At 63.6% G+C, this 23,455-nt stretch carries 23 protein-coding genes; 7 read left to right on the top strand and 16 right to left on the bottom strand.

Translation table 11 applies throughout. From position 1 onward, the window contains the following. Positions 1-391: 391 nt before the first annotated feature. From msrQ to IB274_RS25665, 6 genes are all read right to left on the bottom strand, one after another. Positions 392-1,000: a protein-methionine-sulfoxide reductase heme-binding subunit MsrQ gene (msrQ, locus tag IB274_RS25690; RefSeq protein ID WP_192435631.1), complete on the bottom strand. Its 609-nt coding sequence runs from the start codon at positions 998-1,000 to the stop codon at positions 392-394. Beyond that, positions 1,000-2,010 (bottom strand): protein-methionine-sulfoxide reductase catalytic subunit MsrP, encoded by a 1,011-nt coding sequence (gene msrP / locus IB274_RS25685; RefSeq protein WP_192435630.1) that lies wholly within the window; start codon positions 2,008-2,010, stop codon positions 1,000-1,002. Before msrP ends, msrQ begins: the two co-directional genes overlap by 1 nt. Positions 2,011-2,067: 57 nt before the next feature. Further along, on the bottom strand, positions 2,068-2,892 hold the full coding sequence (gene pssA / locus IB274_RS25680) for a CDP-diacylglycerol--serine O-phosphatidyltransferase (protein ID WP_017516328.1): 825 nt from the start codon (positions 2,890-2,892) through the stop codon (positions 2,068-2,070). 149 nt (positions 2,893-3,041) lie between these two features. After that, complete coding sequence (gene ilvC, locus IB274_RS25675) at positions 3,042-4,058, bottom strand: ketol-acid reductoisomerase (RefSeq protein WP_017516327.1); 1,017 nt, start codon at positions 4,056-4,058, stop codon at positions 3,042-3,044. Positions 4,059-4,102: 44 nt separating this feature from the next. After that, the gene (gene ilvN / locus IB274_RS25670; RefSeq protein ID WP_192435629.1) at positions 4,103-4,594 is read right to left on the bottom strand and encodes an acetolactate synthase small subunit; all 492 of its coding nucleotides are present in this window, start codon (positions 4,592-4,594) and stop codon (positions 4,103-4,105) included. A 2-nt stretch (positions 4,595-4,596) separates the two neighbouring features. Further along, positions 4,597-6,327, bottom strand: a complete 1,731-nt coding sequence (locus tag IB274_RS25665; RefSeq protein WP_192435628.1) for an acetolactate synthase 3 large subunit — start codon at positions 6,325-6,327, stop codon at positions 4,597-4,599. A gap of 403 nt (positions 6,328-6,730) precedes the next feature. Between IB274_RS25665 and IB274_RS25660 the strand changes: the two genes are divergently transcribed. Continuing rightward, positions 6,731-7,180: a DUF4124 domain-containing protein gene (locus IB274_RS25660; protein ID WP_192435627.1), complete on the top strand. Its 450-nt coding sequence runs from the start codon at positions 6,731-6,733 to the stop codon at positions 7,178-7,180. 6 nt (positions 7,181-7,186) lie between these two features. Here the strand turns inward: IB274_RS25660 and IB274_RS25655 are convergent, their stop codons facing one another. From IB274_RS25655 to mrcB, 3 genes are read right to left on the bottom strand one after another with little or no spacing between them, the layout of a single operon-like run. Beyond that, a complete protein-coding gene (locus tag IB274_RS25655) occupies positions 7,187-7,516 on the bottom strand; it encodes a YqcC family protein (protein ID WP_192435626.1) in 330 nt (109 codons plus the stop codon). Continuing rightward, positions 7,516-8,340, bottom strand: coding sequence for a tetratricopeptide repeat protein (locus tag IB274_RS25650; protein ID WP_192435625.1), 825 nt, complete (start codon positions 8,338-8,340; stop codon positions 7,516-7,518). Before IB274_RS25650 ends, IB274_RS25655 begins: the two co-directional genes overlap by 1 nt. A gap of 16 nt (positions 8,341-8,356) precedes the next feature. After that, positions 8,357-10,681, bottom strand: a complete 2,325-nt coding sequence (gene mrcB, locus IB274_RS25645; RefSeq protein ID WP_139791701.1) for a penicillin-binding protein 1B — start codon at positions 10,679-10,681, stop codon at positions 8,357-8,359. Positions 10,682-10,897: 216 nt separating this feature from the next. Here mrcB and IB274_RS25640 point away from each other — a divergent pair, with 216 nt between their 5' ends. From IB274_RS25640 to IB274_RS25630, 3 genes are all read left to right on the top strand, one after another. Then, on the top strand, positions 10,898-12,460 hold the full coding sequence (locus tag IB274_RS25640) for an AAA family ATPase (protein WP_192435624.1): 1,563 nt from the start codon (positions 10,898-10,900) through the stop codon (positions 12,458-12,460). Positions 12,461-12,692: 232 nt separating this feature from the next. Next, complete coding sequence (locus tag IB274_RS25635) at positions 12,693-12,965, top strand: TfoX/Sxy family protein (RefSeq protein ID WP_192435623.1); 273 nt, start codon at positions 12,693-12,695, stop codon at positions 12,963-12,965. 104 nt (positions 12,966-13,069) lie between these two features. Then, positions 13,070-13,870: a Crp/Fnr family transcriptional regulator gene (locus IB274_RS25630; RefSeq protein ID WP_192435622.1), complete on the top strand. Its 801-nt coding sequence runs from the start codon at positions 13,070-13,072 to the stop codon at positions 13,868-13,870. A gap of 532 nt (positions 13,871-14,402) precedes the next feature. On the opposite strand, the gene IB274_RS25625 is transcribed toward IB274_RS25630, so the two are convergent. The 5 genes from IB274_RS25625 to IB274_RS25605 are packed head-to-tail and all read right to left on the bottom strand — an operon-like array spanning position 14,403 to position 19,067. Further along, a complete protein-coding gene (locus IB274_RS25625) occupies positions 14,403-15,296 on the bottom strand; it encodes a ChaN family lipoprotein (protein WP_192435621.1) in 894 nt (297 codons plus the stop codon). A gap of 11 nt (positions 15,297-15,307) precedes the next feature. Continuing rightward, a complete protein-coding gene (locus IB274_RS25620) occupies positions 15,308-16,075 on the bottom strand; it encodes a heme ABC transporter ATP-binding protein (RefSeq protein WP_192435620.1) in 768 nt (255 codons plus the stop codon). Next, entirely contained in the window at positions 16,075-17,058 is a 984-nt protein-coding gene (locus IB274_RS25615; protein ID WP_192435637.1) for a FecCD family ABC transporter permease, read from the bottom strand. Before IB274_RS25615 ends, IB274_RS25620 begins: the two co-directional genes overlap by 1 nt. 50 nt (positions 17,059-17,108) lie before the next feature. Continuing rightward, entirely contained in the window at positions 17,109-18,002 is an 894-nt protein-coding gene (locus IB274_RS25610; protein ID WP_192435619.1) for a heme/hemin ABC transporter substrate-binding protein, read from the bottom strand. A 9-nt stretch (positions 18,003-18,011) separates the two neighbouring features. Continuing rightward, on the bottom strand, positions 18,012-19,067 hold the full coding sequence (locus IB274_RS25605; RefSeq protein WP_192435618.1) for a hemin-degrading factor: 1,056 nt from the start codon (positions 19,065-19,067) through the stop codon (positions 18,012-18,014). A 269-nt stretch (positions 19,068-19,336) separates the two neighbouring features. Between IB274_RS25605 and IB274_RS25600 the strand changes: the two genes are divergently transcribed. Continuing rightward, positions 19,337-19,672 (top strand): Rieske (2Fe-2S) protein, encoded by a 336-nt coding sequence (locus IB274_RS25600; RefSeq protein WP_192435617.1) that lies wholly within the window; start codon positions 19,337-19,339, stop codon positions 19,670-19,672. Between the two features lie 107 nt (positions 19,673-19,779). On the opposite strand, the gene sfsA is transcribed toward IB274_RS25600, so the two are convergent. Both sfsA and IB274_RS25590 read right to left on the bottom strand, forming a co-directional pair. After that, complete coding sequence (gene sfsA, locus IB274_RS25595) at positions 19,780-20,487, bottom strand: DNA/RNA nuclease SfsA (protein ID WP_192435616.1); 708 nt, start codon at positions 20,485-20,487, stop codon at positions 19,780-19,782. Beyond that, on the bottom strand, positions 20,487-21,659 hold the full coding sequence (locus tag IB274_RS25590; protein WP_192435615.1) for a pyridoxal phosphate-dependent aminotransferase: 1,173 nt from the start codon (positions 21,657-21,659) through the stop codon (positions 20,487-20,489). Before IB274_RS25590 ends, sfsA begins: the two co-directional genes overlap by 1 nt. Before the next feature lie 333 nt (positions 21,660-21,992). On the opposite strand from IB274_RS25590, the gene dksA reads away from it, so the two are divergent. Further along, complete coding sequence (gene dksA, locus IB274_RS25585) at positions 21,993-22,436, top strand: RNA polymerase-binding protein DksA (RefSeq protein WP_015478905.1); 444 nt, start codon at positions 21,993-21,995, stop codon at positions 22,434-22,436. Between the two features lie 70 nt (positions 22,437-22,506). Continuing rightward, on the top strand, positions 22,507-23,394 hold the full coding sequence (gene gluQRS / locus IB274_RS25580; RefSeq protein ID WP_192435614.1) for a tRNA glutamyl-Q(34) synthetase GluQRS: 888 nt from the start codon (positions 22,507-22,509) through the stop codon (positions 23,392-23,394). Positions 23,395-23,455 lie beyond the last annotated feature (61 nt).

Here is a 23,455-nt window from a genome sequence, read left to right as displayed (position 1 = left end):
TTGATTCAACTTGTTAAAGAGCGTTTGGCTGAGGCTTTCGCCTCAACCGAGGCGCGCATTCTACGCTAACCTCTCTTTCCGTCAAGCTTTATTTTCGAAAATTTCTTTTCTACTCAATCGCTTGTGCTTCAGCGAAGGAAACCTTCTCATCAGCGGGAGGCGCATTCTACAGCGATCAAACTCGCTGTCAACCACCTCGGCGATCTTCTTTTCAGCTCGCTACCGAAGCAGCGAATGAAGAGCGGCAAGTGAATCACCCGCCTGACCACCCCTCTCACCTCAGAACACCTGTAAGTACTTGATTTTCAAGTTCTTTCAGCGCTTCGTCGCTGGGAGTGGCGCGCATTATAGGGAGTTTAAATCAGCCGTCAACGACTAATTTAAACTTTCTTCAGTTCGCCGCCGGACGGCCCCGCAGGAAAGGTAGGCGACGCGCCACCGGCGGCGTCCGCAGAAGCATCAGGATCAGGCCTATGGCTGCATAGACCGCCCAGCGCTCAAGATCTGAGCGTACGACCCACAGCATATGCAGCAACCCCAGACCGAGGATGACATATATCAGGCGATGCAGTTTCTTCCAGCTCGCCCCGAGCTTTCGCATGCTGTACCGGTTGGAGGTGATCGCCAGGAAGAGCAGACCGAGGAAGGCAATGCCCCCCACGATGATATAGGGACGCTTGCGCAGTTCTACGCCCAACTGCGCCCAGTCCAGACCCAGGATGAAGACGGCATAGGCGCCCAGGTGCAGCACTATATAAGTGAAGCACCACAGACCCAACTGCCGCCTCACCTGTACCCAGCCTCCCCAGCGGGTGATCTTCTGCAGGGGAGTCATGGTCAGGGTTATGAGCAACAGGATCAGACCGCCCTGCCCCAGCCGGTCGACCAACGCCTTGCCCGGGTCCGGGCCGAGATCGAAGATCCACGCCTGGTACAGCCAATAAAGGGGCGGCAGCATCGCAGCCAGAAACACCCCGGCCCGCCAGAACGGATAGCGCATCAGTAATCCATCCTCAGGTCCATGCCTGCATAAAGCGAAGCGACCTCATCGGCGTAGCCGTTGAACATGAGGGTAGGACGAACATTGGGGCTGAATAGTCCACTGGGCAGGCGCCGCTCGCGCGCCTGACTCCAGCGAGGATGGTCCACGGTCGGATTGACGTTGGCATAGAAACCGTACTCATCAGCCGCCAGGCTTTGCCAGGTAGTCTTGGGCTGCTCTTCCACGAAGCTGATCCGCACGATGGACTTGGCCCCCTTGAACCCGTACTTCCACGGCACCACCAGGCGAAGCGGTGCTCCGTTCTGGTTCGCCAGCACCCGGCCATAGATGCCGACTGCCAATATCGCCAACGGATGCATGGCTTCGTCCATACGCAACCCTTCCACATAGGGCCAGTCGATCAGGGCGAAGTTGGACTGCACACCCGGCATGTCCTTGCGATCCACCAGCGTTTCGAAGCGTACGTACTTTGCCTTGCTGGTCGGCTCCACTCGCTTGATCAGGTCGGATATCGGGAAGCCAATCCAGGGAATGACCATTGACCAGGCTTCGACACAGCGCAGCCGGTAGATGCGTTCCTCCAGTTGATAGGGCTTGATGAAGTCTTCGAGACCATACTTGCCAGGCTTGCCCACCTCCCCATCGATCACGACTGACCACGGCTCGGTCTTCAGCGCGCCGGCATTGGCGGCGGGATCGCCCTTGTCGGGGCCGAACTCGTAGAAGTTGTTGTAGGTGGTCGCGTCCTTGAATGGCGTAATGGCTTCATCTTTCACCGTCACGGCATCCCAGCGGGTAGCCGACAGCTTCTCCGCCAACCAGGAAGGAGCAGCCGCTTCGGCCACATCAGCATAGCGACCGCCATCGGCAAGGCTCAGCCGGGGCAGTCCGGACAGTGCGGCAGCCGCCATCGCACCACCGAGAAAGTGGCGGCGGGAGAGATAGAGGGATTCAGGAGTGACTTCCGATTCGTGGCAATCGGAAAGGCGGGACGACTTGATCAGCATGACGGGCTCCGCAACGACTGGCTGTATGCGCCAGTAGACTGCGGAGCCCGCTGGAAATTACACGGCAGGCGGCTGCTTGCGACGGCGCAATTGCAACAAGTATTGCACCGGGCCGGAGGTGGCGTAAGCAAGGAACAGCAGGAGCAGGATGCGCGGCGGGTCGGTGAAGACCACGGCGAATGCCAGCACCACCACCAGGATCGCCATGAACGGCACGCGACCACGCAGGTCGAGATCCTTGAAGCTGTAGTACTTGATGTTGCTGACCATCAGCATGCCAGCGGCAGCGACCATCAGGGCAACCAGCAGGGAAACCTTGGCACCCTGCACGTCGAAGTCGGCGAACGCCCACACCGTACCGGCAACCAGCGCCGCGGCAGCCGGACTGGCCAGACCAATGAAGTAGCGCTTGTCGGCCTTGCCCACCTGAGTATTGAAGCGTGCCAGACGCAGAGCAGCTCCCGCCACATAGATGAAGGCGACCATCCAGCCGACCTTGCCCAGGCTGCTCAGCGCCCACTCGAAGGCAACCAGCGCCGGAGCGACACCAAAAGCAACCATGTCGGACAGCGAGTCGTACTCGGCACCGAAGGCACTCTGGGTATTGGTCAGGCGGGCCACACGACCGTCGAGGCCGTCGAGGACCATGGCGACGAAGATGGCGATAGCGGCGTTGGAGAAGTCGCCGTTCATGGCATTGATGATGGCGTAGAGGCCGGTGAACAGTGCCGCGGTGGTGAACAGGTTGGGCAGCAGGTAGATGCCGCGATGACGAACCTTGCGACCTTCGGCGTCATGCCCCTCTTCGATGTGTTCATCGATGGGCAGCAGACTTTCTTCGGTGTCGGAAGCCTTGTTCGGCTCCTCGTGACCTTCACTCATGGACGATTCCTTGAGAACTCGTTGAGGCTGAGATTCGCCGGGGCACGCTACTGCGCAGACTCACCCGACGCCCCCGCTTTATACCAGATCACCGCCCCTAAACGAAAAAACGCGGCAAGCGCCGCGTTTCTTCGTTCGTCGAAAAGACCTTAGTTCTTGGTCTTGTCGACGATCTTGTTGGCGGCGATCCACGGCATCATGGCGCGCAGCTGCTCGCCGATGACTTCGATGCCGTGAGCGGCGTTGTTGCGGCGCTTGGCGGTCATCGACGGGTAGTTGGTGGCGCCTTCGGAGATGAACATCTTGGCGTATTCGCCGTCCTGGATGCGCTTCAGAGCGTTGCGCATGGCCTGACGGGATTCGGCGTTGATGACTTCCGGACCGGTCACGTACTCGCCGTATTCGGCGTTGTTCGAGATCGAGTAGTTCATGTTGGCGATGCCGCCTTCGTACATGAGGTCAACGATCAGCTTCAGTTCGTGCAGGCACTCGAAGTAGGCCATTTCCGGAGCGTAACCGGCTTCGACCAGGGTTTCGAAACCGGCTTTCACCAGCTCGACGCAACCGCCGCACAGAACAGCCTGCTCGCCGAACAGGTCGGTTTCGGTCTCGTCCTTGAAGGTGGTTTCGATGATGCCGGTACGGCCGCCGCCAACGCCGCAGGCGTAGGACAGAGCGACGTTCTTGGCATTGCCCGAAGCGTCCTGGTAGATGGCGATCAGGTCAGGGATGCCACCGCCCTTGACGAACTCGGAGCGAACGGTGTGGCCCGGGGCCTTCGGCGCGATCATGATCACGTCGAGGTCAGCGCGCGGTACGACCTGGTTGTAGTGGATGGAGAAGCCGTGAGCGAAGGCCAGGGTAGCGCCCTTCTTCAGGTTCGGCTCGATCTCGTCCTTGTACAGGCGGCCCTGGAACTCGTCCGGGGTCAGGATCATGACCAGGTCGGCAGCGGCAACGGCTTCAGCCACTTCGGCGACTTTCAGGCCGTGGTTCTGAGCCTTGGCAACGGAGGAAGACCCCGCACGCAGGCCGACGGTAACGTCGACGCCGGAGTCTTTCAGGTTGCAGGCGTGGGCGTGGCCCTGGGAACCGTAACCGATGATGGCAACTTTCTTGCCCTGAACGATGGAGAGGTCACAGTCTTTATCGTAGAAAACGCGCATTTGGGTAATCCCCTGTCAGTTGGCCTCGTGGGCCGTATTTCAAATCAGATGCTGAGAGTCTTGTCGCCACGGGCAATGCCGGTGACGCCGCTACGGACAACTTCGAGGATCGACGCGGCGCCGACGGCCTGGATGAAGCTATCCAGCTTGTCGCTGGTACCGGCCAGCTGCACGGTGTAGACGCTGCTGGTGACGTCGACGATCTGTCCGCGGAAGATGTCGGTGGTGCGCTTGACCTCGGCACGCTGGGCGCCGGTCGCCTTCACTTTCACCAGCATCAGCTCGCGCTCGATGTGCGCGCTCTCCGAGAGGTTCACCAGTTTTACCACCTCGATGAGCTTGTTGAGGTTCTTGGTGATCTGCTCGATGACCTCATCCTGACCGGCGGTGGTCAGGGTCAGGCGCGACAGCGTCGGGTCCTCGGTCGGGGCGACGGTCAGGCTTTCGATGTTGTAGTTGCGCTGGGAGAACAGGCCGACCACGCGGGAGAGCGCACCGGGTTCGTTTTCCAGCAGCAGGGAAATGATGTGTCGCATGATCAGGTACGCTCCGTCTTGCTCAGCCACATGTCGCGCATCGCACCACCGCGGATCTGCATCGGGTAGACGTGCTCGCTGGTATCGACCTGGATGTCGAGGAAGACCAGGCGATTCTTCATCGCGAAGGCTTCTTCCATCATCGGTTTCAGGTCCTTCAGGTCGGTGATGCGCATGCCGACGTGGCCATACGCTTCAGCCAGCTTGACGAAGTCCGGCAGCGATTCCATGTAGGAGTGCGAATAACGGCTGTTGTACTGCATGTCCTGCCATTGGCGGACCATGCCCAGCGCACCGTTGTTCAGGTTGACGATCTTCACCGGCAGGTCGTACTGCAGGCAGGTGGACAGCTCCTGGATGTTCATCTGGATGCTGCCTTCACCGGTCACGCAGGCGACGTCGGCATCGGGGAAGTTCAGCTTCACGCCCATGGCGGCCGGGAAACCGAAGCCCATGGTGCCCAGGCCACCGGAGTTGATCCAGCGATTGGGCTTGTTGAAGCGGTAGTACTGCGCCGCGAACATCTGGTGCTGGCCCACGTCGGAAGCGACGAAGGCATCACCGTTGGTGACTTCGCAGAGGGTCTCGATCACGGTCTGCGGCTTGATGATGCTGCCGTCGCCCATGTTGTACGGGAACAGGCCGCGGGTGCCGCGCCATTCCTCGATCTGCTTCCACCAGGCAGCCTGGGCTTCCTTGTTCGGGGTCTCGCCGATTTCCTTGAGGATCGCGACCATTTCGGTCAGGACGCTGTCCACCGGGCCGACGATCGGGATGTCGGCCTTGACGGTCTTGGAGATCGAGGCCGGGTCGATGTCGACGTGGATGATCTTGGCGTTCGGACAGAACTTGGCAGCGGTCTCGCCGTTGATCACGCGGTCGTCGAAGCGTGCGCCTACCGCGAAGATCACGTCAGCGTGGTGCATCGCGAGGTTCGCGGTGTAGCTGCCGTGCATGCCGAGCATGCCGACGAACTGGCGATCGGCACCCGGATAGCCACCCAGCCCCATCAGGGTGTTGGTGACCGGCACATTGAGCATGCGCGCGACTTCGGTCAGCGGCTCGGCGGCATTGCCCATGATCACGCCACCACCGGCGTAGATGATCGGGCGCTTGGCGGCGAGCATCATCTCGGCAGCCTTGCGGATCTGACCGGAGTGACCACGGACCGCCGGGCTGTAGGAGCGCAGCTTGACCTTCTTCGGGTAGTTGTACTCGAACTTCTGGGTCGGATCGCCCATGTCCTTCGGAATATCGATCACCACCGGGCCGGGACGACCGGACTGGGCGATATAGAAGGCCTTCTTGATGACTTCCGGGATTTCCGACGGGTGCTTGATGATGAAGCTGTGCTTCACGATCGGGCGGGAGATACCGACCATGTCGGTTTCCTGGAACGCATCGGTACCGACCATGTTGCTCGCCACCTGGCCAGAGATCACCACCATCGGGATGGAGTCCATGTAGGCGGTAGCGATGCCGGTGACGGCGTTGGTCGCGCCGGGACCGGAGGTCACCAGCACCACGCCCGGCTTGCCGGTGGCGCGCGCATAGCCGTCGGCCATGTGGGTCGCGGCCTGCTCGTGGCGAACCAGGATATGGGTTACTTCGTTCTCTTTGAAGAGAGCGTCGTAGATATGCAGGAGGGCACCGCCCGGGTACCCGTAGATGTACTTAACGCCTTCGTCACGCAGGGAGCGGACGACCATTTCAGCGCCGGATAAAAGTTCCACGTTGTCACCTCTAGAACGCTATATACGGAAACCCCCAACGTGGGGGACCGACTTGGATGGCTGCCCGGCAGACATGGGCGAATGTAATCGCCGGCTACGTCGACTGCCGATTGAGCAGAACCTGGAGACGCTCCTGTTTGTGTTACGGAGAGCCTCCACCCAGCGCGAGGTAACGCGAAACAGGGTGAAACTTTGCGGCGCGGGTAGCACCTCTTGTCTGCCGAGTAAAACCAGCTTGCGGCCGGCCCACTGCAGCGAACCTTGGATTCTTCTGAAACGAAGCGGCCAAGTCAAGCCATATATGGCTTTGAATGAAGCAGGGATGTGAACTTTCTCAGAGTGAATAAGCGCACGTTTTGGTTATAGTTACCAACAGACTCCGCATCCCAAGGATCGACAACGCATGCGACGGACGATTTTCATGGGCAGCCTGCTGCTCGCACTGGCCCCGACCGTGATGGCCGCGCAGGTCTACAAATGGGTCGATGCCCAGGGCATCACCCACTTCGGCGCCCAACCGCCGGAAGGCACCGACGCCGCCGCCGTCAACACCAATACCGCCCCGCCCAAGGCGAGCAACTTCCCGCCGCCCGCTGCCGCCAAGCCTACGCTGCCACCCAGCACGGACGAAAAGCAGAAGGCCGCCGACGAGAAGGTGCGCCAGGAAGTGGCACAGCAGGAAGCCGAGCGCATTCAGCAATGCGAAAAGCTGCGCACCGACTTGGCCCAACTGAAGAACAACCCGCGGATCCGGGTGGACGACGGTAACGGCGATCTGCGGCGGATCACCGAAGAAGAACGCCAGGGGCGCATCGCCACCAGCGAGAAGAGCCTGCGCGAAAACTGCAACTGATGCCCCTCAGGGCGTCGGGCTGATCAGTTGATCGAAGGCGCCAAGGGCATCCAGCAACGCCACCACTCGTGCGCCCTCATTGGCGTAAGCCATTTCCGCGATGGCGCGGATGCCTGAGGCACTGGGCAGGTCCGCGCCACTCTCGATGATCAACTTCATCCGCGGCAGGAAGATCCACTGCAGCCACTCCTCCAGCGCCAACGTGTCCACGCAGAAGGGCTCGATGCTGGAGAGCCTGTCCGTCGACGGGCTCTCAACTCCCCACTTCCCGATCGCACGCAGCTCCCGCTCGATCCGCAGCAACTGATCGGCAACGGCCAGCACACGCCCGTCCATTACAGGGTCACCTTGGCTTTCTGCCGCGCTTCGGCGGCACCGGCCGCATTGCCCTGCTGGTCACGGCACTTGGCAATCAGATCCCACAGGCTGGCCTGCATGGTCGGGCGACCATTGGCCAGCGACAGACCTCGCAGCGCTACCTGCTCGGCCTGCGCGGCATCGCCCTGGGCCAGGCGAACCTGGGCCAGCTTGTAGAGCACCTGCGGCTCGCGCGGAGCGATACGCTGGGCACGCTCCAGGCTGGCAGCAGCGCCGTTCAGATCACCACCGCCCTGCTGCTGCGAAGCGGAGGTCAACAGCGCCAGCACCGGGCCATCCAGCTGCTCGTCCGCCGACAGGCCGGAGTTGCTCGACGGAATCCCGGACGGGCCCTGATAAACGTTCTGGGAGGACGGCGCCGCCTGCTGGGTCTGGTACGCCGGCTGCTGGTAGGTCTGCGACTGGAAACCACCGCTGGAGGTAATGCCGCCGCTGGTGGAAATCGGCTGCTGCGACGAATAGTTCGAGCCGCTGGCACCTCCGGAGGTGGTCATCGGCGCAGTGCTGATCGGCGCAGCGCCGGTTTGTGCCGGGAAGGTCTGGATAGGTGCCACGCCGGCATCCTGCGGGACCATCACGGTAACGCCGGAGTCACCTTGCGGGATGCTCTGGCCGGCTCCGGCACGTACCGGCGCCTGGGTGTTGCCACCGCTGCGGCCGACGCGCTCCGAGTTGGAGACGGAGGTACCGGAGTCCTGCACGGGAATCGCGCCGTGCTGGGGGGAGGCACAACCGGACAGAAGCGCCAGAGTCGCCGACGCTGCAAACCAAGCTTTTCTCACTTCCAATCCTCTTGCATCAGTTCAACCAGCCACGCACCCAATCCATGACTTCGCCGGCCGGCGTCTGGTTTCCGCAACCTGCGCCCAGCGCAGGCTCGCTTCCACGAATATAAGGCATCTGCACCGCACCGGGGCAGTTGGCGTCTGTGCCCTGCCCAGTATGCGGATCGACCCAGGCCTGCACGACATTATCCGGCATAGGCATGTCCAGCGGCGCCGGATTGGCCTTGCGCATGAAGCTGGTCCAGATCTGCAGCGCACCGGTGGCGCCGGTGAGCGGCGTCTTGCCGTTGTCGTCGCGACCGATCCACACCACCGCCAGCAGGTCCTGACCGAAGCCGGAGAACCAGCTGTCGCGGGAGTCGTTGGTGGTGCCGGTCTTGCCCGCCAGGGTCAGGGACGCCGGCAGCTGGTTGTAGACGGAACGCCCGGTGCCCTCGCGCATCACGCGCTGCATGGCGCTTTGCAGCAGATAGATGGCGCCCGGATCGAAGCGCTGCTGGACCTGGAACGGATAACGCTTGAGCGGCTGCCCGTCGGCCGCCAGCACACTGCGAATACTACGCAGCGGAGTATTGAAACCGCCGCTGGCGATGGTCTGGTACATGGTCGCCACCTGCATCGGGCTCAGAGCACCGGCCCCCAGCAGCATCGACGGATAAGCCGGCCAGTTCGGCGAAACGCCTAGTCGCTCCAGCGTCTTCAGAACGTTCGGCACGCCCAGGTCGAGACCCAGCCTGGCAGTAGACAGGTTCAGCGAACGGGCCAACCCCTGGTAGAGGAAGATGGTTCCGTTGGCGGTGCCTTCATAGTTCTTCGGCGTCCAGACCTGACCATCTTTGCCCTTCACCTGGAACGGCTGATCCTGGATGTAACTGGTCAGGGTGTACTGGCTCGGCTTTTCCAGCGCGGTCAGGTAGACCGCCGGCTTGACCAGAGAACCGATCGGCCGCACCGCATCGACGGCGCGGTTGAAGCCAGCAAAGCGCGGGTCGCGGCTGCCGAGCAAAGCCTGGATCTCACCGGTTTCCGGATTGGTCACGACCATCGCGGTTTCGGTTTCGGCGACGCCCTTGCGGCCTTCGAGGCGCTTGAAGGTTTCGCTGACGGCGGACTCGGCCTTCATCTGCAGGATGGGGTCGAAGCTGGTGAAGATACGCAGGCCTTCTTCGGTCAGGTCCTCGTCGCGGTAATCCTCGCGCAGCTGGCGTTTCACCAGGTCGAGGAAAGCCGGATAGGAGCTGTTGGCCATGCTGCCCTGGCGAGTCACACCCAGCGGCGTCTGCTTGGCGGCAGCCGCTTCGTCGGCAGTGATCACGCCCTGCTCGGCGAGCACGTCGAGCACCACGTTGCGGCGTTCCAGCGCACGTTCAGGATTGCGGCGCGGGTTGTAATAGGAGGGCCCTTTCACCATGCCGACCAGCAGAGCGACCTGCGGCAGCTTGAGCTCCGACAGCGGCTGGCTGAAGAAGTACTGGCTGGCGAGGCCGAAGCCGTTCACCGAGCGCTGGCCGTCCTGGCCGAGGAACACCTCGTTGAGGTAGCCCTCGAGGATTTCGCGCTTGTCGTAATGCAGTTCCAGCAGCACCGCCATCATGGCTTCGGTGAGCTTGCGCGACAGGCTGCGTTCGTTGGTCAGGAAGAAGTTCTTCACCAACTGCTGGGTCAGCGTGCTGCCGCCCTGGCGCAACTGGCCGGCGCTGGCGTTGACCCAGACGGCGCGGGCGATGGACTTGATCGAAACCCCGTGGTGGGTCCAGAAGTCCCGGTCTTCCACGGCCACCAGGGTATCGATCAGGTACGGCGGCACCTGGTCGAGCTTGATCAGGATGCGGTCTTCGTTGTGCGCCGGGTACAGGCCGCCGATCAGCAGCGGCTCCATGCGTGCGACAGCGAGGTCGCCACCGTTGGCGCGACTCAGGCCGGCCACATAGTCGCCGGAGAAGCGCACACGGATGCGCTGCGCCGGCTCGGCACCTTCATAGAACTGGAAGCCGCGTGTGTTCAGGTCGACGGCATTGCCGGCCACCGACACCGCGCCCGGCCCGGCGACCGAAGTCTCGCGCCGATAGCCCAGGGCATCCAGCTCGCGCAGGAAGTCGTCCTTGCCCAGTTTCAGGCCGACGAACAGCTCCAGCGGCCGGGCATAGACCTTGGCGGGAATAGTCCAGCGTTTGCCGGAGAACTTCTCCTGGACAACCGCATCGAGGTACACGGCAAAACCGGCCAGCACCACCACGCCAACCAGACCGAGCTTGAGAGCCCAGCCCAGCCACTTGCGCATGGCGGGCGACGATTTGCCGCTTTTTTTACGAGGTTTGGAAGATCGGGGACGCGTCATGGCGGCGCATTATACGTACTTTATCCACAGGAGACAGACGCCGCTCCAGCGGGCGTCCGGGCTTGATGCGAATTGCCGCGCATCTCGCGAAGTCGGCAGTCGCCGAGCTATGACCCCACGATGGCCATTTGGTTGCCGGCCGGCCGCAGAGTTTGCAGCTGCCTACCCAGCCGCCATAATGCCTGCCTTCAGAAATTCGATCGGAAAGGACATCACGTGAGCCAGACCTTACTCGCAGCCCTGCAGAACCCCGCCCTCTTCCCACATCCGGTCGACGGTTTCCGGGTCATCGAAACCCACATTTCCTGGGTGCTGCTCACTGGCTCCTACGTCTACAAGATCAAGAAGCCGGTGAACTTCGGCTTCCTCGACTTCACCGACCTGGCCAAGCGAAAGCACTTCTGTGAGGAAGAACTGCGCTTGAACCAGCGCCTGACCGAAGGCCTGTACCTTGACGTGATCGCCATCACCGGCAGCGAGTCCGCGCCGCAACTGAACGGTGAGGGTCCGGCCTTCGAGTACATGCTCCAGTGCCGCGAATTCCCGCAAAGCCAACTGCTCAGCGAAGTGCAGGCCCGTGGAGAGCTGGGCGCCGAGCACATCGACGGCCTGGCCAAGCAGATCGCCGATTTCCATCTACGCACTCCGGTCGTACCGATCGAGCACCCGCTGGGCACACCAGAATCCTGCATGGCGCCGGTGCGACAGAACTTCGAGCAGATCCGCCCGATGCTCTCCGACAAGGCCGACCTGCAACAACTCGGCGCCCTGGAAGCCTGGGCCGAATCCAGCTTCGAGCGCCTGCACAGCGTATTCGAGCAGCGCAAGGCAAACGGCTTCATCCGCGAATGCCATGGCGACATCCACCTGGGTAACGCCGCGATCATCGATGGCAAGGCCGTGCTGTTCGACTGCATCGAATTCAACGAGCCGTTCCGCTTCACCGATGTCACCGCCGATTACGCCTTCCTCGCGATGGACCTGGAGGACCGCGGCCTGAAATGCCTGTCGCGGCGCTTCGTCAGCCAGTACCTGGAATACACCGGTGACTACCAATCCCTGGCCCTGCTGAACTTCTACAAGGCCTACCGCGCCCTGGTTCGCGCCAAGATCGCGCTTTTCAGCCTGGCGCACCAGACCGACGCCGTGCAGAAAGCCGCGACCCTGCGCCAGTACCGCAACTACGCCAACCTGGCGGAAAGCTACAGCGCCATTCCCTCGCGCTTCCTGGCCGTCACCGTCGGCGTTTCCGCGGTCGGCAAGAGCCAGGTTGCCCTGCGCCTGGTGGAAGCGCTGGGCGCCGTTCGCCTGCGCTCGGACGTGGAACGCAAGCGCCTGTTCGGTGAACAGAAGACCGATCAGCAGGGCCAGCTCAAGAGCGGCATCTATGACGCCGACTCCACCGCCGCGACCTACCAGCGCCTCAACGAACTGGCCGTGGACATTCTGCGCGCCGGCTACCCGGTCGTGTTGGACGCCACCTTCCTCAAGCGCGAGCAGCGCGCCGCGGCATGGGAAATCGCCGAGGAAACCGGCGTGCCCTTCCTGATCCTCGACTGCCACGCACCTGAAGCCGTGATCGCCGGCTGGCTGGCCCAGCGCCAGAACGACGGCAACGACCCTTCTGACGCCACCCTGGAAGTCGTCCAGGCGCAGCTAGCCAGCCGCGACGACCTGAGCGCCGAGGAGCAGCAGCACAGCAAGCGCGTCAACACCCCGGAAGCCGCCAACCTCGACGCCTTGGTTGCCAGCATCCGCCAGCGCCTGCCTGGCCTCTGATCCACCGCCTGTCGGCCGGAGTCGCCCACGCGTGGCGATCTCCGGCCGGTAGCGACGCCGCCCGGCCAGCCTTCGACGACAACAACGCCCTGCCCCGAATTTTTTTGGCGATATCACAAAGCCACGTTTTTCCCAGTCACCGCTACACTTCCTCCAGAGTGTCCGGCCGCTACGAGCAGTTCTCGGCCCCTTCAAGACCTGACACCCATCGCGCCCATCGCAAGGACAGACGATGAACGACGAACTGCTGCACCTGAAGAACCTCGGCAAAACCTCCGCCCAGTGGCTCCACGCCGTGGGCATCCACAACGCCGGCGACCTACGACGCCTGGGCGCTGTCGGCGCTTATCGGGCCGTACGCGCGCGGGGCTTCCGCGCCTCCAAAGTGCTGCTCTATGCCATCGAGGGCGCACTACTGAATGTGCACTGGAACGACCTGCCCCCTGCGCACAAAGCGGCCCTTCTCGGCGAGCTTGAGACATTTCCAGCACGTAACAAGAGCTAGCTCACAAGCTCTGTGGGAAAATGTTTACGCAAGGTGCCTGTCCGCTTATGGTTTCAGGGCCCTTCGTGCGCCCTCGACCGTCGCCATATCAAGGAATTACGGCCATGTACCTACTCGGTGAACAACCCGCCTATGCCGATCGACTGATCAATCGGCTACAGGGCATTCCGGCGCAGCTGCTTGCCGGCCTTGAGCCCGCGGGCGAAGCCATCCGGCTGGAGCGCTCCGACGATCTGGAAGGCGAGTTGCCCGGCAAGCACCTATTCCTCATCGAGAACGGCCTAGTCCATGCTCTGGTGGATGAACGCCCGCTGTTCTACCTGCAGGAAGGCGACCTTGTCGGTCTGCGCCAGGGCATCGAGCTGCCGCCCTGCCGCTATGTCAGCGAAGAGCCGCTGTGCCTGATCCCTTATTTGCGCAGCGAAGTATTCCGTCACATCCACAGCCACGAGCAGCGTCAGGAGCAGTTCCTGCACTACCTGATTGGCCACACCGCGCTGTTGTCGGATGCCCTGGCGCATCTCAAGCAGCCGGAGATCCGCCCGGCCACCGGCTTCCAGCACTTCGCTGCCGGCGCCCAGCTGATCCAGCAGGGTGACGACGCCGAGCACGTGTTCATCATCATCGAGGGCCACGCCGAGGCCTTCGTCGACGGGCAGAAGGTCGGTGATGTGCAGAAAGACGAGATATTCGGCGCCATGGCCGTGTTCACCCGCGAGAAGCGCAGCGCCTCGGTGATCGCCAGCGAACCGTGCACCGTGATGGTGATTCCCAAGGACCAGTTCCTCAGCCTGATGCAGAGCAACCCGCGCATTGCCCACAGCCTCATCGAAGGCATGGCGCGGCGCATCGACCTGCTGAACAAGGAAGTCACCCAGCTGCGTCTACAACGCCAGGCCGACTGATCCGCTTCCACCTGAGAAAGCCCGGCCCAGCGCCGGGCTTTTTCGTTTGCGCAGGCGGTATTTCGCGGGCGAGAAAAAATCTGCAGAAAAGAGGTTGACCCTCAAATGATAATGATTATTATTGAGTCATCTGGTCGCGAGGCCAGATCGATAACCTCAAGAGACCACGCAGTCGGACTCTTCAGATTATCTCCTCATCAGGCTAATCACGGTTTCGACCCGGCACTTTGCCGGGTCTTTTTTTTGCCTCGATTTTTCCTTCACACAGAGCATTCCTGCCCGCCGAAAAAATCTTCGGATCGGTCGAAGAAAAGGTGTTGACTCTCAAATGATAATGGTTATTATTACAACCACTGGCTGCGAGGCCAGTTGGATAAGCTAGAGAGACCACGCAGTCGGACTCTTCAGATTATCTCCTCATCAGGCTAATCACGGTTTTAGACCCGGCACTTTGCCGGGTCTTTTTTTGCCTGCGATTTCTGCGGCGACCGTCATTCCCGCAGAAACGAAAAAGGGCCGTTAGGCCCCTTCACTACTTGCCGCGCATCTGCGCGCAATAATCCGTTGGCGGCTGTGCGGGGGTGTACCAGACGAAATCGGCCTGAGCCGGCGCCACCTCCCTGCCCACTTCGGCCAGCATCACTACCTTCAGCCCTTGCGCTGCTCCCAGGTCCTGCAGGTGCAGCGGAACGCCCAGGTCCCGGCGCGCATGGAAGCCGCCAGCAATCAGCAGGGCTGGTTCAGGCGCCGCCTTGAAACGCTCGGCCAGGCGCCGGTCGCGCTGCTGCTGGACCGCCAGCATCGCCGGGAGCTGACTGTCCGGCAGCAGGCCGCAGTGGGAGTCACGGATGTCCTGCAGCAACGCATCGCGCACCGGAGCGGCCGTGGAGGCTGTTCCCCGCAATTGGGGCTGATTCCGATAGATATCCATGATCTCGCTGCGATCCAGGTTGGCCGCCAGCAGCGGCGCCGGCTGTTTCACCAGCCAGGTCACCAGCGGGCCGTATTGCGACCAATCCCACCCCGGCTGCCAATGCAGCGCACCGATCAGATCGCTCGGCATATCGCCCTTCGCCGCTGAAGACTGGGCAGCAGCGACTGCGCTCTGCTGATCGGGGTTGAGCATCTCCAGCAGCACGCTGCCACTCGGACGGCGCTCGGCCAGCGCGCGCGCCAGCCAGAGTTCGAGCGCATGGTGATCGGGGTTATCGTGCTGCTCGCCGACTATGACCCGCGGTGCGGCAGCCAGTTGATCGAGCAGCTGTGCCGGCGAAAGCTGTTCACCGCTACGCAAGTCGCGGATCACACCCAGTTCGGCACTGTCGCGCCCGTCCGGGCTTTGCCAGACCGGCAGCGGCGGCGCCACCCCCTGATTCTGGCAGGCAGCGAGCAGCGCCAGCAGCGGCACGAGCAGAACCTTCTTCATGGCGACTCCCTTCAGCGCGCGATGATCAGCGGATGGCCCCGCTCCGGATGCTCCTGCACCAGCACGTCGAGGCCGAAGACAGTGCGCAGCGGCTCGGCCTGCAGCACTTCGTGCGGCGTGCCGAGCAAATGCGTGCGCGCCTCGTGCAGGAGCAACAGACGATCACAGTAACGCGCCGCCAGGTTCAGGTCGTGCAGGATCACCAGCACCGCCGCGCCGCGCCCGGCGAAATCGCGCACGGCCTGCAGTGTGGTGTGCTGATGCAGTGGATCGAGCGCCGAAGTCGGCTCATCCAGCAGCAACACCTGCTCCGCCCCGCCCGGCCAGAGCTGAGCCAGCACACGGGCAAGGTGGACCCGCTGACGCTCGCCACCGGAGAGCGCCAGGTAGCTACGCCCGGCCAGGTGCGAAGCATCGGCAGCGGCCATGGCTTCACGGATGATTTCCTCGTCGCGCTGGCGGCCACTGTCGTGGGGCAATCGTCCGAAGCCCACGACGGCCTCGACGGGAAAGGCGAAGTTCAGCGAGGACGACTGCGGCAGCACGGCCAACCGACGTGCGCGCTCATTGCCTTGCCAGGACTCCAGCGGGCGGCCGTCGAGGCTCACCTCCCCTCCGGCCAGCGGTAGTTCACCATTCATCGCGCCGAGCAGGGTGCTCTTGCCCGCGCCGTTAGGGCCGAGAACGCCGAGCACCTGGCCCGGCTGCAGTGTCACGCTCATATCCTGCAGGACGGTCTGGGCGCCGCGCTTCACCAGTAGCTTGTCTGCGCACAGCATCAGGAACGCCCCCGGATCAGCAGGTAGAGAAAGAATGGCGCACCGATCAATGCAGTGACGATGCCGATCGGCAGCTCTGCCGGCGCCAGCGCCAAGCGAGCGATCAAGTCGGCCAACAGCAGGAGAATCGCGCCGCCGAACATCGATGCAGGCAACAGCACCCGGTGATCCGGGCCGACGATCAGGCGCAGCAGGTGCGGCACCACCAGACCGATGAAGCCGATCATGCCGGCGGCGGCCACCGCCGCACCGACGCCCAGCGCAGTGCAGAGGATCAGTTCGACCTTCAGCCGCTCGACGTCGAAGCCCAGGTGACGCGCTTCGGACTCGCCCAGCAGCAGCGCATTCAATGCATTCACCCGGCGCGGCAGCCAACAGGCCACCAGCAGGGTAATCAGTAGCAACGGCCACAGTCGCGGGTAGCTCGCACCATTGAGGCTGCCGAGGTTCCAGAACGTCAGCGTGCGCAGGGTGGCGTCGTCGGCGAGGTAGGTGAACAGGCCGATCAGCGCGCCCGCGAGCGCGGTCAGCGCGATGCCGGCGAGCAGCATGGTCGCCACGCTGGTCTGGCCATTGTGACGCCCCAGGCGGTAGACCAGCGCCGTCACCATCAGGCCGCCGGCAAAGGCGCATGCGGACAGCAGGTAAGGCGCGAAAGCCTCGGGCAGCCCACCGATGGATGCACCAAAGACAATGGCGATGGCCGCCCCCAGGGCGGCGCCACTGGAAACCCCGATCAGGCCGGGATCGGCCAGCGGGTTACGGAACAGGCCCTGCATCGCCACGCCGGCCAGAGCCAGCACACCGCCGGTCGCGATACCCAGCAGAGTACGCGGCAGGCGAATCTGCCCGACGATCAGTTCGGCCTGACCCAGGCCGTCGGCGGAGACGGGCAGCCCAACCATGTGCGCCAGCGCGCGCAGGGTATCGCCCAGCGGCAGGCTCACCGGCCCGAGGGCCAGTGAGAGCCAGACGACCAGCAGCAGGAGGAAACCAAGGAGCAGGAACAGCGGTCGAGCGGTAACGATCCGGGTCAAGGACGACTTTCCGTGTTCAGGGCCTGCGCGGAAGGATAAAAGGCCCGGGAGAGGCTAGCCAGTCCGTCCGGGATACGCGGCCCCAGGCCACCCACCAGCAGGGTCGGATCAAGGACCAGTACGCGGCCTTCGCGCAGCGCGCTGGTCGCTGCCAGGCCGGGGTTCTGCTGGGTCAGTGCGGCGCGGGCCTTGTCGCCGTCCAGGGCGCGGTCGCTCAGTACCACCACCTGCGGGTTCAGCGCGGTAAGGGCTTCGGTCGACAGCGTCTTGTAACCGGTGTGGGTCGCCAGGTTGCGGCCGCCGGCGCGCTGGATCAGCCAGTCGCCGGAGGTGCCTTGCCCGGCCACCAGCAGATTGCCGCCGGCGTGCCCGACCAGCAGGACGACGCCGGGAGCGGCTTGAGCGGCCTGAGCCTTCTTCACCCAGGCATCCTGGGCGGCAATGCGTGCGTCGAAGTCCGCCTCGACCTGCTTCGCCTTGTCCGGCGAGTCCAGCAGGTCGCCCAAGCGCTGAATGGTGTCGTGCACCGTCTTCTCGTCGGCCTTGGCCGACAGCGTCTCGATCCGCACGCCGGCGGCACGCAGTTGCTGCAGCACCGGCGGCGGGCCCATTTCCTCGCTGCCCAGCAGGATGTCCGGCTTCAGCGCGAGGATGCCTTCGGCCGCGAGTTGCCGTTGGTAGCCGATCTTCGGCAGTGCATGGAGCGAGGCCGGGTGCAGGCTGGTGGTATCGACGCCGACCAGTTTGGCCTCGCCGCCCAGGGCGACGACCCATTCGCTCAGCGAACCGCCGGCACTCACCCAGCGCTGCGGCAACGAATCAGCCAATGCGCTGGTGGCTGTCAGGCAGAGACCAGCGAACAGCGCGCGTGCAGTCTTGGAAGTCTTCATGGGTCGTCCTCAAAGTGCCGGGAAGGATTCGGCGAGTTCGCGCCAGCTCTGCAGTTCCGGAACCCCCGGCTTGCGCGCACCGAACACCTGCAACACCAGCTCGCCGTTGGCGTCGAAGGCTTCCCAGCTGGTGACCACGCCATCGCTGCTGGGCTTGCGCACGCGCCACAGCTCGACCACTCCCGGCGTTTTCAAGTGAAGGTTGAACAGCGGATCGAGGACGTTGAACCAGTCGTCCATCCACTTGAGGTTCTCCACGGTGCCGGTGTGAATCTGGATGCAGTGGGCGTTGCCGACGAAGATCATGATCGGCAACTGGCTGGCTCCGGCCGCTTCCAGCAGGCGCGGCAGCTCGGTGACGGCCAGCGTCTCGGCCCACTCGCGCCCGGCAAGGCGCAGCGCCTGGGTGCGTTGGACCTTGTGCTTCTTCAACAAGGCAAAGAAGTGGTGGGTATCCTTCAATGCCGACCAGCCTTCGCGCAGGGCGGCGACATCGATTTCGCCATCGGCCAACGGTGCGGCCTTGGGCTCTGGCGCAGTCAGGTCGAGCTCGGCGCTTTGCTTGGCGGCGGTGAAGCTGCGAACCAGCGGGTCCCAGGCGGCGAGGTCGCTCTGCTCGGTGAGGAAGACCTTGTGCACGGCGGTGCCCTGGCGGTCGAATATCTGGATGCTGCGCAGGGTGCCGTGGGCGGTCTCCTCGCTGATGGCGAAGGCGCTGGCCCAGCCGGCGAGAAACAGGCGCAGGTCGATGTCCGGGGAAACCACCAGGCCCATCTGGCCATTGGCGGAGACGGTGACGTCGCGGTACGGCCCCTTGCGCTCATGCACGCAATGCTCGTTGCGGGTCAGCGCCATGATCTGGCCCAGCGCCCCCAGCGCCGGCAGCAGCTCGGCCCAGTCGGTGCGTAGTCGCACGGCATCCACGCCGAGGCGGCTAGCGGTGAGCTCGGCCTCGCTCACGGCCAGGTGTTGCGCCGCGTCCCGGACGCGCAGGCGTGGTTTCTCGGCGCGCAGGGCTTGCCAGGCGCAGTACAGCTCGGAGGCCGGCGCAGTCAGGGTCGTCATCGCAGAATTCCTCGTTCGAAAGGTGTCCTGCCGCGGCGCGGCAGCATGGACGAACCTTGCCACAGGAAAACCAGGAAATCTATTTGATAATTATTTGCATTAAATGCCGGAGAGGCGTAAGGTCGGCGCCGCTTTCGCTGGCAACACGCCAGCCCAGCCCTTCTTCAGCACACGCTATTCAGCACAGGGAAGTGCACCCTCTTCCGGTACCGCCCTATGGGCGCGGATAATGTCCGCCTCGTGATGCCGTACCTGAATGGAAGACCCGGATGATCCTGCTCTGCGCCCCGCATGACCTAGCCGAAGGCCAGAGCAGGGGCTTCAAGGCCGCTGGCCTGAATCTCTTTGCCGTGCGCCACCAGGGCCGTGTCTATGCCTACCGCAACAGCTGCCCGCACCGGGAAATCCCGCTAGGCTACGACGCTGAACAGTACCTCGATGCCAGTGGACGCCTGCTGCAGTGCGGCCACCATGGCGCGCTGTTCCTGATCGAGACAGGCGAGTGCATCCAGGGGCCGTGCCTGGGGGATGTACTGGAGGCGTTGCCCTGCCGAGAGGATGAGCGGGGGATCTGGCTGGAGCCGCTGGACGAGGCCCAGGGGTAACAAGGTTTTCGGATAGCTTCGCGAGCAAGCTCGCTCCCGCAGGTCCAGACCGTTCGCCCCTGCGTAGGAGCGAGCTTGCTCGCGAACAGCCCCGCACCGTCTCCCGCCTAGAGCAACACCTGCAACGGCTGCTCCAGCCGAATCTCCCGGGTATCGATTCGCGCCCCATACGCCAGCACCTCAACCCCGGCGTTGCGCGCCGCCACCAGCGCGGCAGAATAAGCCGAATCGATTTCCGCAGCCGGGCGAACCGCCTCGATATCCGACAGGTTCACCGCATACAGCAACACCGCACGCATGCCCTGGCGCGCCAGCGCCGCCAACTCGCGCAGGTGCCTCGCGCCGCGCTGGGTAACTGCGTCGGGAAAGGCGGCTACCGAGGTGTCATCGAAGCCCAACGTCACGCTCTTCACTTCCACGTACACAGGCTTACCGGCGTACATCAGGCGGAAGTCTGCGCGGCTGTTCTCCTGCCCGTAGGTGACTTCGCGGCGCAGCTCGTCGAAGCCGGCCAGCTCGGTCACCGTGCCGGCCAGCAGCGCCTCCTCCACCAGCCGGTTGGCGCGCCCGGTATTCACGCAGGCCAACCGGCCCTGCGGGGTTTCCACCAACTCCCAGGTCCCCGGCAGCTTGCGCTTGGGATCATCGGAGCGGCTGAACCAGACGCGGCAGCCTTCGCTCATGCAGTTGAGCATCGAGCCGGTGTTGGGGCAGTGGATGGTGAGCCGCTCGCCGCTGGCGGTCTCGATGTCCGCCAGGAAGCGCTTGTAGCGTTTGATCAGGCGCGCCTCGATCAGCGCCGGTTCGAAGCGCATCAGGGACGCCAGGTCTTCAGACCACGGGCGATGCGTTCCACCGCCTGCTGCAGGCGCTCGACGCTCTGGGTGTAGGCAAAACGCACGTGGTGCGAGGCCTGGTAACGCCCGAAATCGATGCCGGGCGTGAAGGCCACATGCTCGGTCTCGATGAAGTGCTGGCAGAAGGCGAAGGCATCGCCACCGAAGGCGCTGATATCCGCATACAGATAAAACGCACCCTCCGGCTCCACGGCGATACCGAAGCCCAGTTCGCGCAGCGCCGGCAGCAGGTAGTCGCGGCGGCGGCGGAACTCTTCGCGGCGTTCTTCGAGGATCGCCAGGGTCGCCGGCTCGAAGCAGGCCAGCGCCGCATGCTGGGCCATGCTCGGCGCGCTGATGTACAGGTTCTGCGCCAGTTTCTCCAGTTCGCCCACCGCTTCGGACGGCGCCACCAGCCAACCCAGGCGCCAGCCGGTCATGCCGAAATATTTGGAGAAACTGTTGAGGACGAAGGCGTCGTCATCCACTTCCAGCACGCTGGGAGCATCCAGGCCGTACGTCAGGCCGTGGTAGATCTCGTCCACCACCAGGTGGCCGCCGCGCGCCTTCAGAGCGCAAGACAGCGCGGCGAGTTCGTCCTTGTGCAACAGGGTGCCCGTAGGATTCGCCGGCGACGCCGCCAGAGCGCCTACACTGTCCTGATCCCAGTGCCGCTCAATGAGTTCCGGGGTGAGCTGGTAACGGCTCTCCGGGCCAACCGGCACCAGTTGCGCAGCGCCTTCCACCAGGCGCAGGAAGTGACGGTTGCACGGGTAGCCCGGATCGGCCAGCAGCCAGTGCTTGCCCGGGTCCACCAGCAGGCTGCTGGCGAGCAGCAGGGCACCGGAGCCACCGGGCGTCACGAGAATACGTTGCGGGTCGATCGACAGGCCGTAGCGCTGGGCGTAGAAGCCAGCGATGGCTTCACGCAGGGCCGGCAGACCACGTGCGGCGGTATAGCGCGTGTGACCATTTGCCAGGGCCTTCTGCCCGGCCTCGACGATGGGCGCGGCGGTGGTGAAGTCCGGCTCGCCGATTTCCAGGTGGATGACGTCGTGGCCCGCGGCCTGCAGCTCGTTGGCCCGCGCCAGCAGCGCCATGACGTGGAAGGGTTCGATGGCGCGGCTGCGCGCACTGAAGGTGGTGGCCATGGAATATTCCGAACTTTGCGACAGAGCCGGGATTCTAACAGGCCACTGATGAATTCTGGGCAGCCGCGCCTTCGATGCGTGGCCTCCGGGAACTTGCAGGCTTCGTCTGGCGAACGCCGACGATTCTGCTCAGGTTTGTCGAAAAACCCACTGGCGATGACCGGTGGGTCGCCGACCTGGCGATCAGGTCATGTGCGGGTACTGGCAGGCTCGATAACCGGGAGTAGCATCGCGGTTATCGTTCTGGTAAGTTCGCCCGCTGCGAGCGCGGGGCCGGCGGTGCCGGAGAGGGACCATCCGCGAGAGGATTAGCGAAGTGAGAGGCGGTCATCCATGCCCACCAAAGCAAAGCAACAGAGCAGCCAACTGATTCGTGGCTTCGAGCCCTACCAGGAAACCAAGGGCGAGGAGTACATGAGTGATCGCATGCGCGCGCACTTCACCTCCATCCTCAACAAATGGAAAGTTGAGCTGATGGAAGAAGTGGACCGCACCGTGCACCACATGCAGGACGAAGCGGCCAACTTCCCCGACCCGGCCGACCGTGCCAGCCAGGAAGAAGAGTTCAGCCTGGAGCTGCGCGCCCGCGACCGCGAGCGCAAGCTCATCAAGAAGATCGACGAGACCCTGCAGCTGATCGAAGACAACGATTACGGCTGGTGCGATTCCTGCGGCGTCGAGATCGGCATCCGCCGTCTGGAAGCCCGCCCCACCGCCACCCTTTGCATCGACTGCAAGACCCTGGCGGAAATCAAGGAAAAGCAGCTGGGCTCCTGAGTCTGGTTGATCCCGAACGGGGCGCTGCGGCGCCCCGTTTCGTTGGTGCTGAATAAAGAGACGCCCAGCCATGCCCGCCTCCCGCTACGTCGGACGCTTCGCCCCCACGCCCAGCGGCTACCTACACTTCGGCTCGCTGGTGGCGGCAGTGGCTTCCTACCTGGACGCGCGCGCCGTGGGGGGAAAGTGGCTGGTGCGCATGGAAGACCTCGACCCACCGCGCGAAATGCCTGGCGCCCAGGCAGCCATCCTAGAGACGCTCGAGCGCTACGGCTTCGAATGGGACGGCCCAGTCGAGCGCCAGAGCGAGCGCGGCGAGGCCTACGCCGCCCAGGTCGAGCAATGGCTGCGCAGCGGCCTGGCCTATGCCTGCACCTGCTCGCGCAAACAACTCGAAGGCAGCAACGGCATCTATCCCGGCACCTGTCGCGATGCCCAGCATGACTGGCACGGCGACGTCGCCATCCGCATCCGCGTGCCGGAGCTGGACTACCGCTTCACCGATCGCCTGCAGGGCGAATTCCATCAGCACCTGGGCCGCGAAGTGGGCGACTTCGTCATCCGCCGCCGCGACGGGTTGTTCGCCTACCAACTGGCGGTAGTGCTGGACGATGCCTGGCAGGGTGTTACCGACATCGTTCGCGGCGCCGACCTGCTGGACAACACCCCGCGCCAGCTCTACCTGCAGGAACTGCTGGGCATCGCCGCCCCGCGCTACCTGCACGTGCCGCTGATCATCCAGCCCGACGGCCACAAGCTCGGCAAGTCCTACCGATCGCCGCCACTGGAAGCCGACCAGGCCGCCCCGCTGCTGGTGCGCGCCTTGAAGGCACTGGGACAGAAACCGCCCACCGAGCTGCTGCAGGCCACGCCGCACGAGGTGCTCGCCTGGGGCACCGCGCACTGGGATGCCAATGCGATCCCCCACAGCCTGACGCTGGAAGATGCGCGGCTCTAGACTGGTAAAGACTGCTCTTCTGTAGGAGCGAGCTTGCTCGCGAACCCGAACCGCGTCATCG

The organism is Pseudomonas sp. PDM18 (genome assembly GCF_014852585.1).
Classification (GTDB): domain Bacteria; phylum Pseudomonadota; class Gammaproteobacteria; order Pseudomonadales; family Pseudomonadaceae; genus Pseudomonas.
Note: the sequence above shows the minus strand (reverse complement) of the source record. Positions and strands in the feature narration are given on the sequence as shown.

Coding starts and splice junctions, on each gene's coding strand:
- ilvN (WP_192435629.1), bottom strand. CDS start 4,594: ATGCGACACATCATTTCCCTGCTGCTGGAAAACGAACCCGGTGCGCTC.
- mrcB (WP_139791701.1), bottom strand. CDS start 10,681: ATGACGCGTCCCCGATCTTCCAAACCTCGTAAAAAAAGCGGCAAATCG.
- IB274_RS25605 (WP_192435618.1), bottom strand. CDS start 19,067: ATGACGACCCTGACTGCGCCGGCCTCCGAGCTGTACTGCGCCTGGCAA.
- IB274_RS25610 (WP_192435619.1), bottom strand. CDS start 18,002: ATGAAGACTTCCAAGACTGCACGCGCGCTGTTCGCTGGTCTCTGCCTG.
- gluQRS (WP_192435614.1), top strand. CDS start 22,507: ATGCCCGCCTCCCGCTACGTCGGACGCTTCGCCCCCACGCCCAGCGGC.
- sfsA (WP_192435616.1), bottom strand. CDS start 20,487: ATGCGCTTCGAACCGGCGCTGATCGAGGCGCGCCTGATCAAACGCTAC.
- msrP (WP_192435630.1), bottom strand. CDS start 2,010: ATGCTGATCAAGTCGTCCCGCCTTTCCGATTGCCACGAATCGGAAGTC.
- IB274_RS25625 (WP_192435621.1), bottom strand. CDS start 15,296: ATGAAGAAGGTTCTGCTCGTGCCGCTGCTGGCGCTGCTCGCTGCCTGC.
- ilvC (WP_017516327.1), bottom strand. CDS start 4,058: ATGCGCGTTTTCTACGATAAAGACTGTGACCTCTCCATCGTTCAGGGC.
- IB274_RS25630 (WP_192435622.1), top strand. CDS start 13,070: ATGTACCTACTCGGTGAACAACCCGCCTATGCCGATCGACTGATCAAT.
- IB274_RS25600 (WP_192435617.1), top strand. CDS start 19,337: ATGATCCTGCTCTGCGCCCCGCATGACCTAGCCGAAGGCCAGAGCAGG.
- IB274_RS25620 (WP_192435620.1), bottom strand. CDS start 16,075: ATGCTGTGCGCAGACAAGCTACTGGTGAAGCGCGGCGCCCAGACCGTC.
- IB274_RS25635 (WP_192435623.1), top strand. CDS start 12,693: ATGAACGACGAACTGCTGCACCTGAAGAACCTCGGCAAAACCTCCGCC.
- pssA (WP_017516328.1), bottom strand. CDS start 2,892: ATGAGTGAAGGTCACGAGGAGCCGAACAAGGCTTCCGACACCGAAGAA.
- msrQ (WP_192435631.1), bottom strand. CDS start 1,000: ATGCGCTATCCGTTCTGGCGGGCCGGGGTGTTTCTGGCTGCGATGCTG.
- IB274_RS25660 (WP_192435627.1), top strand. CDS start 6,731: ATGCGACGGACGATTTTCATGGGCAGCCTGCTGCTCGCACTGGCCCCG.
- IB274_RS25655 (WP_192435626.1), bottom strand. CDS start 7,516: ATGGACGGGCGTGTGCTGGCCGTTGCCGATCAGTTGCTGCGGATCGAG.
- IB274_RS25590 (WP_192435615.1), bottom strand. CDS start 21,659: ATGGCCACCACCTTCAGTGCGCGCAGCCGCGCCATCGAACCCTTCCAC.
- dksA (WP_015478905.1), top strand. CDS start 21,993: ATGCCCACCAAAGCAAAGCAACAGAGCAGCCAACTGATTCGTGGCTTC.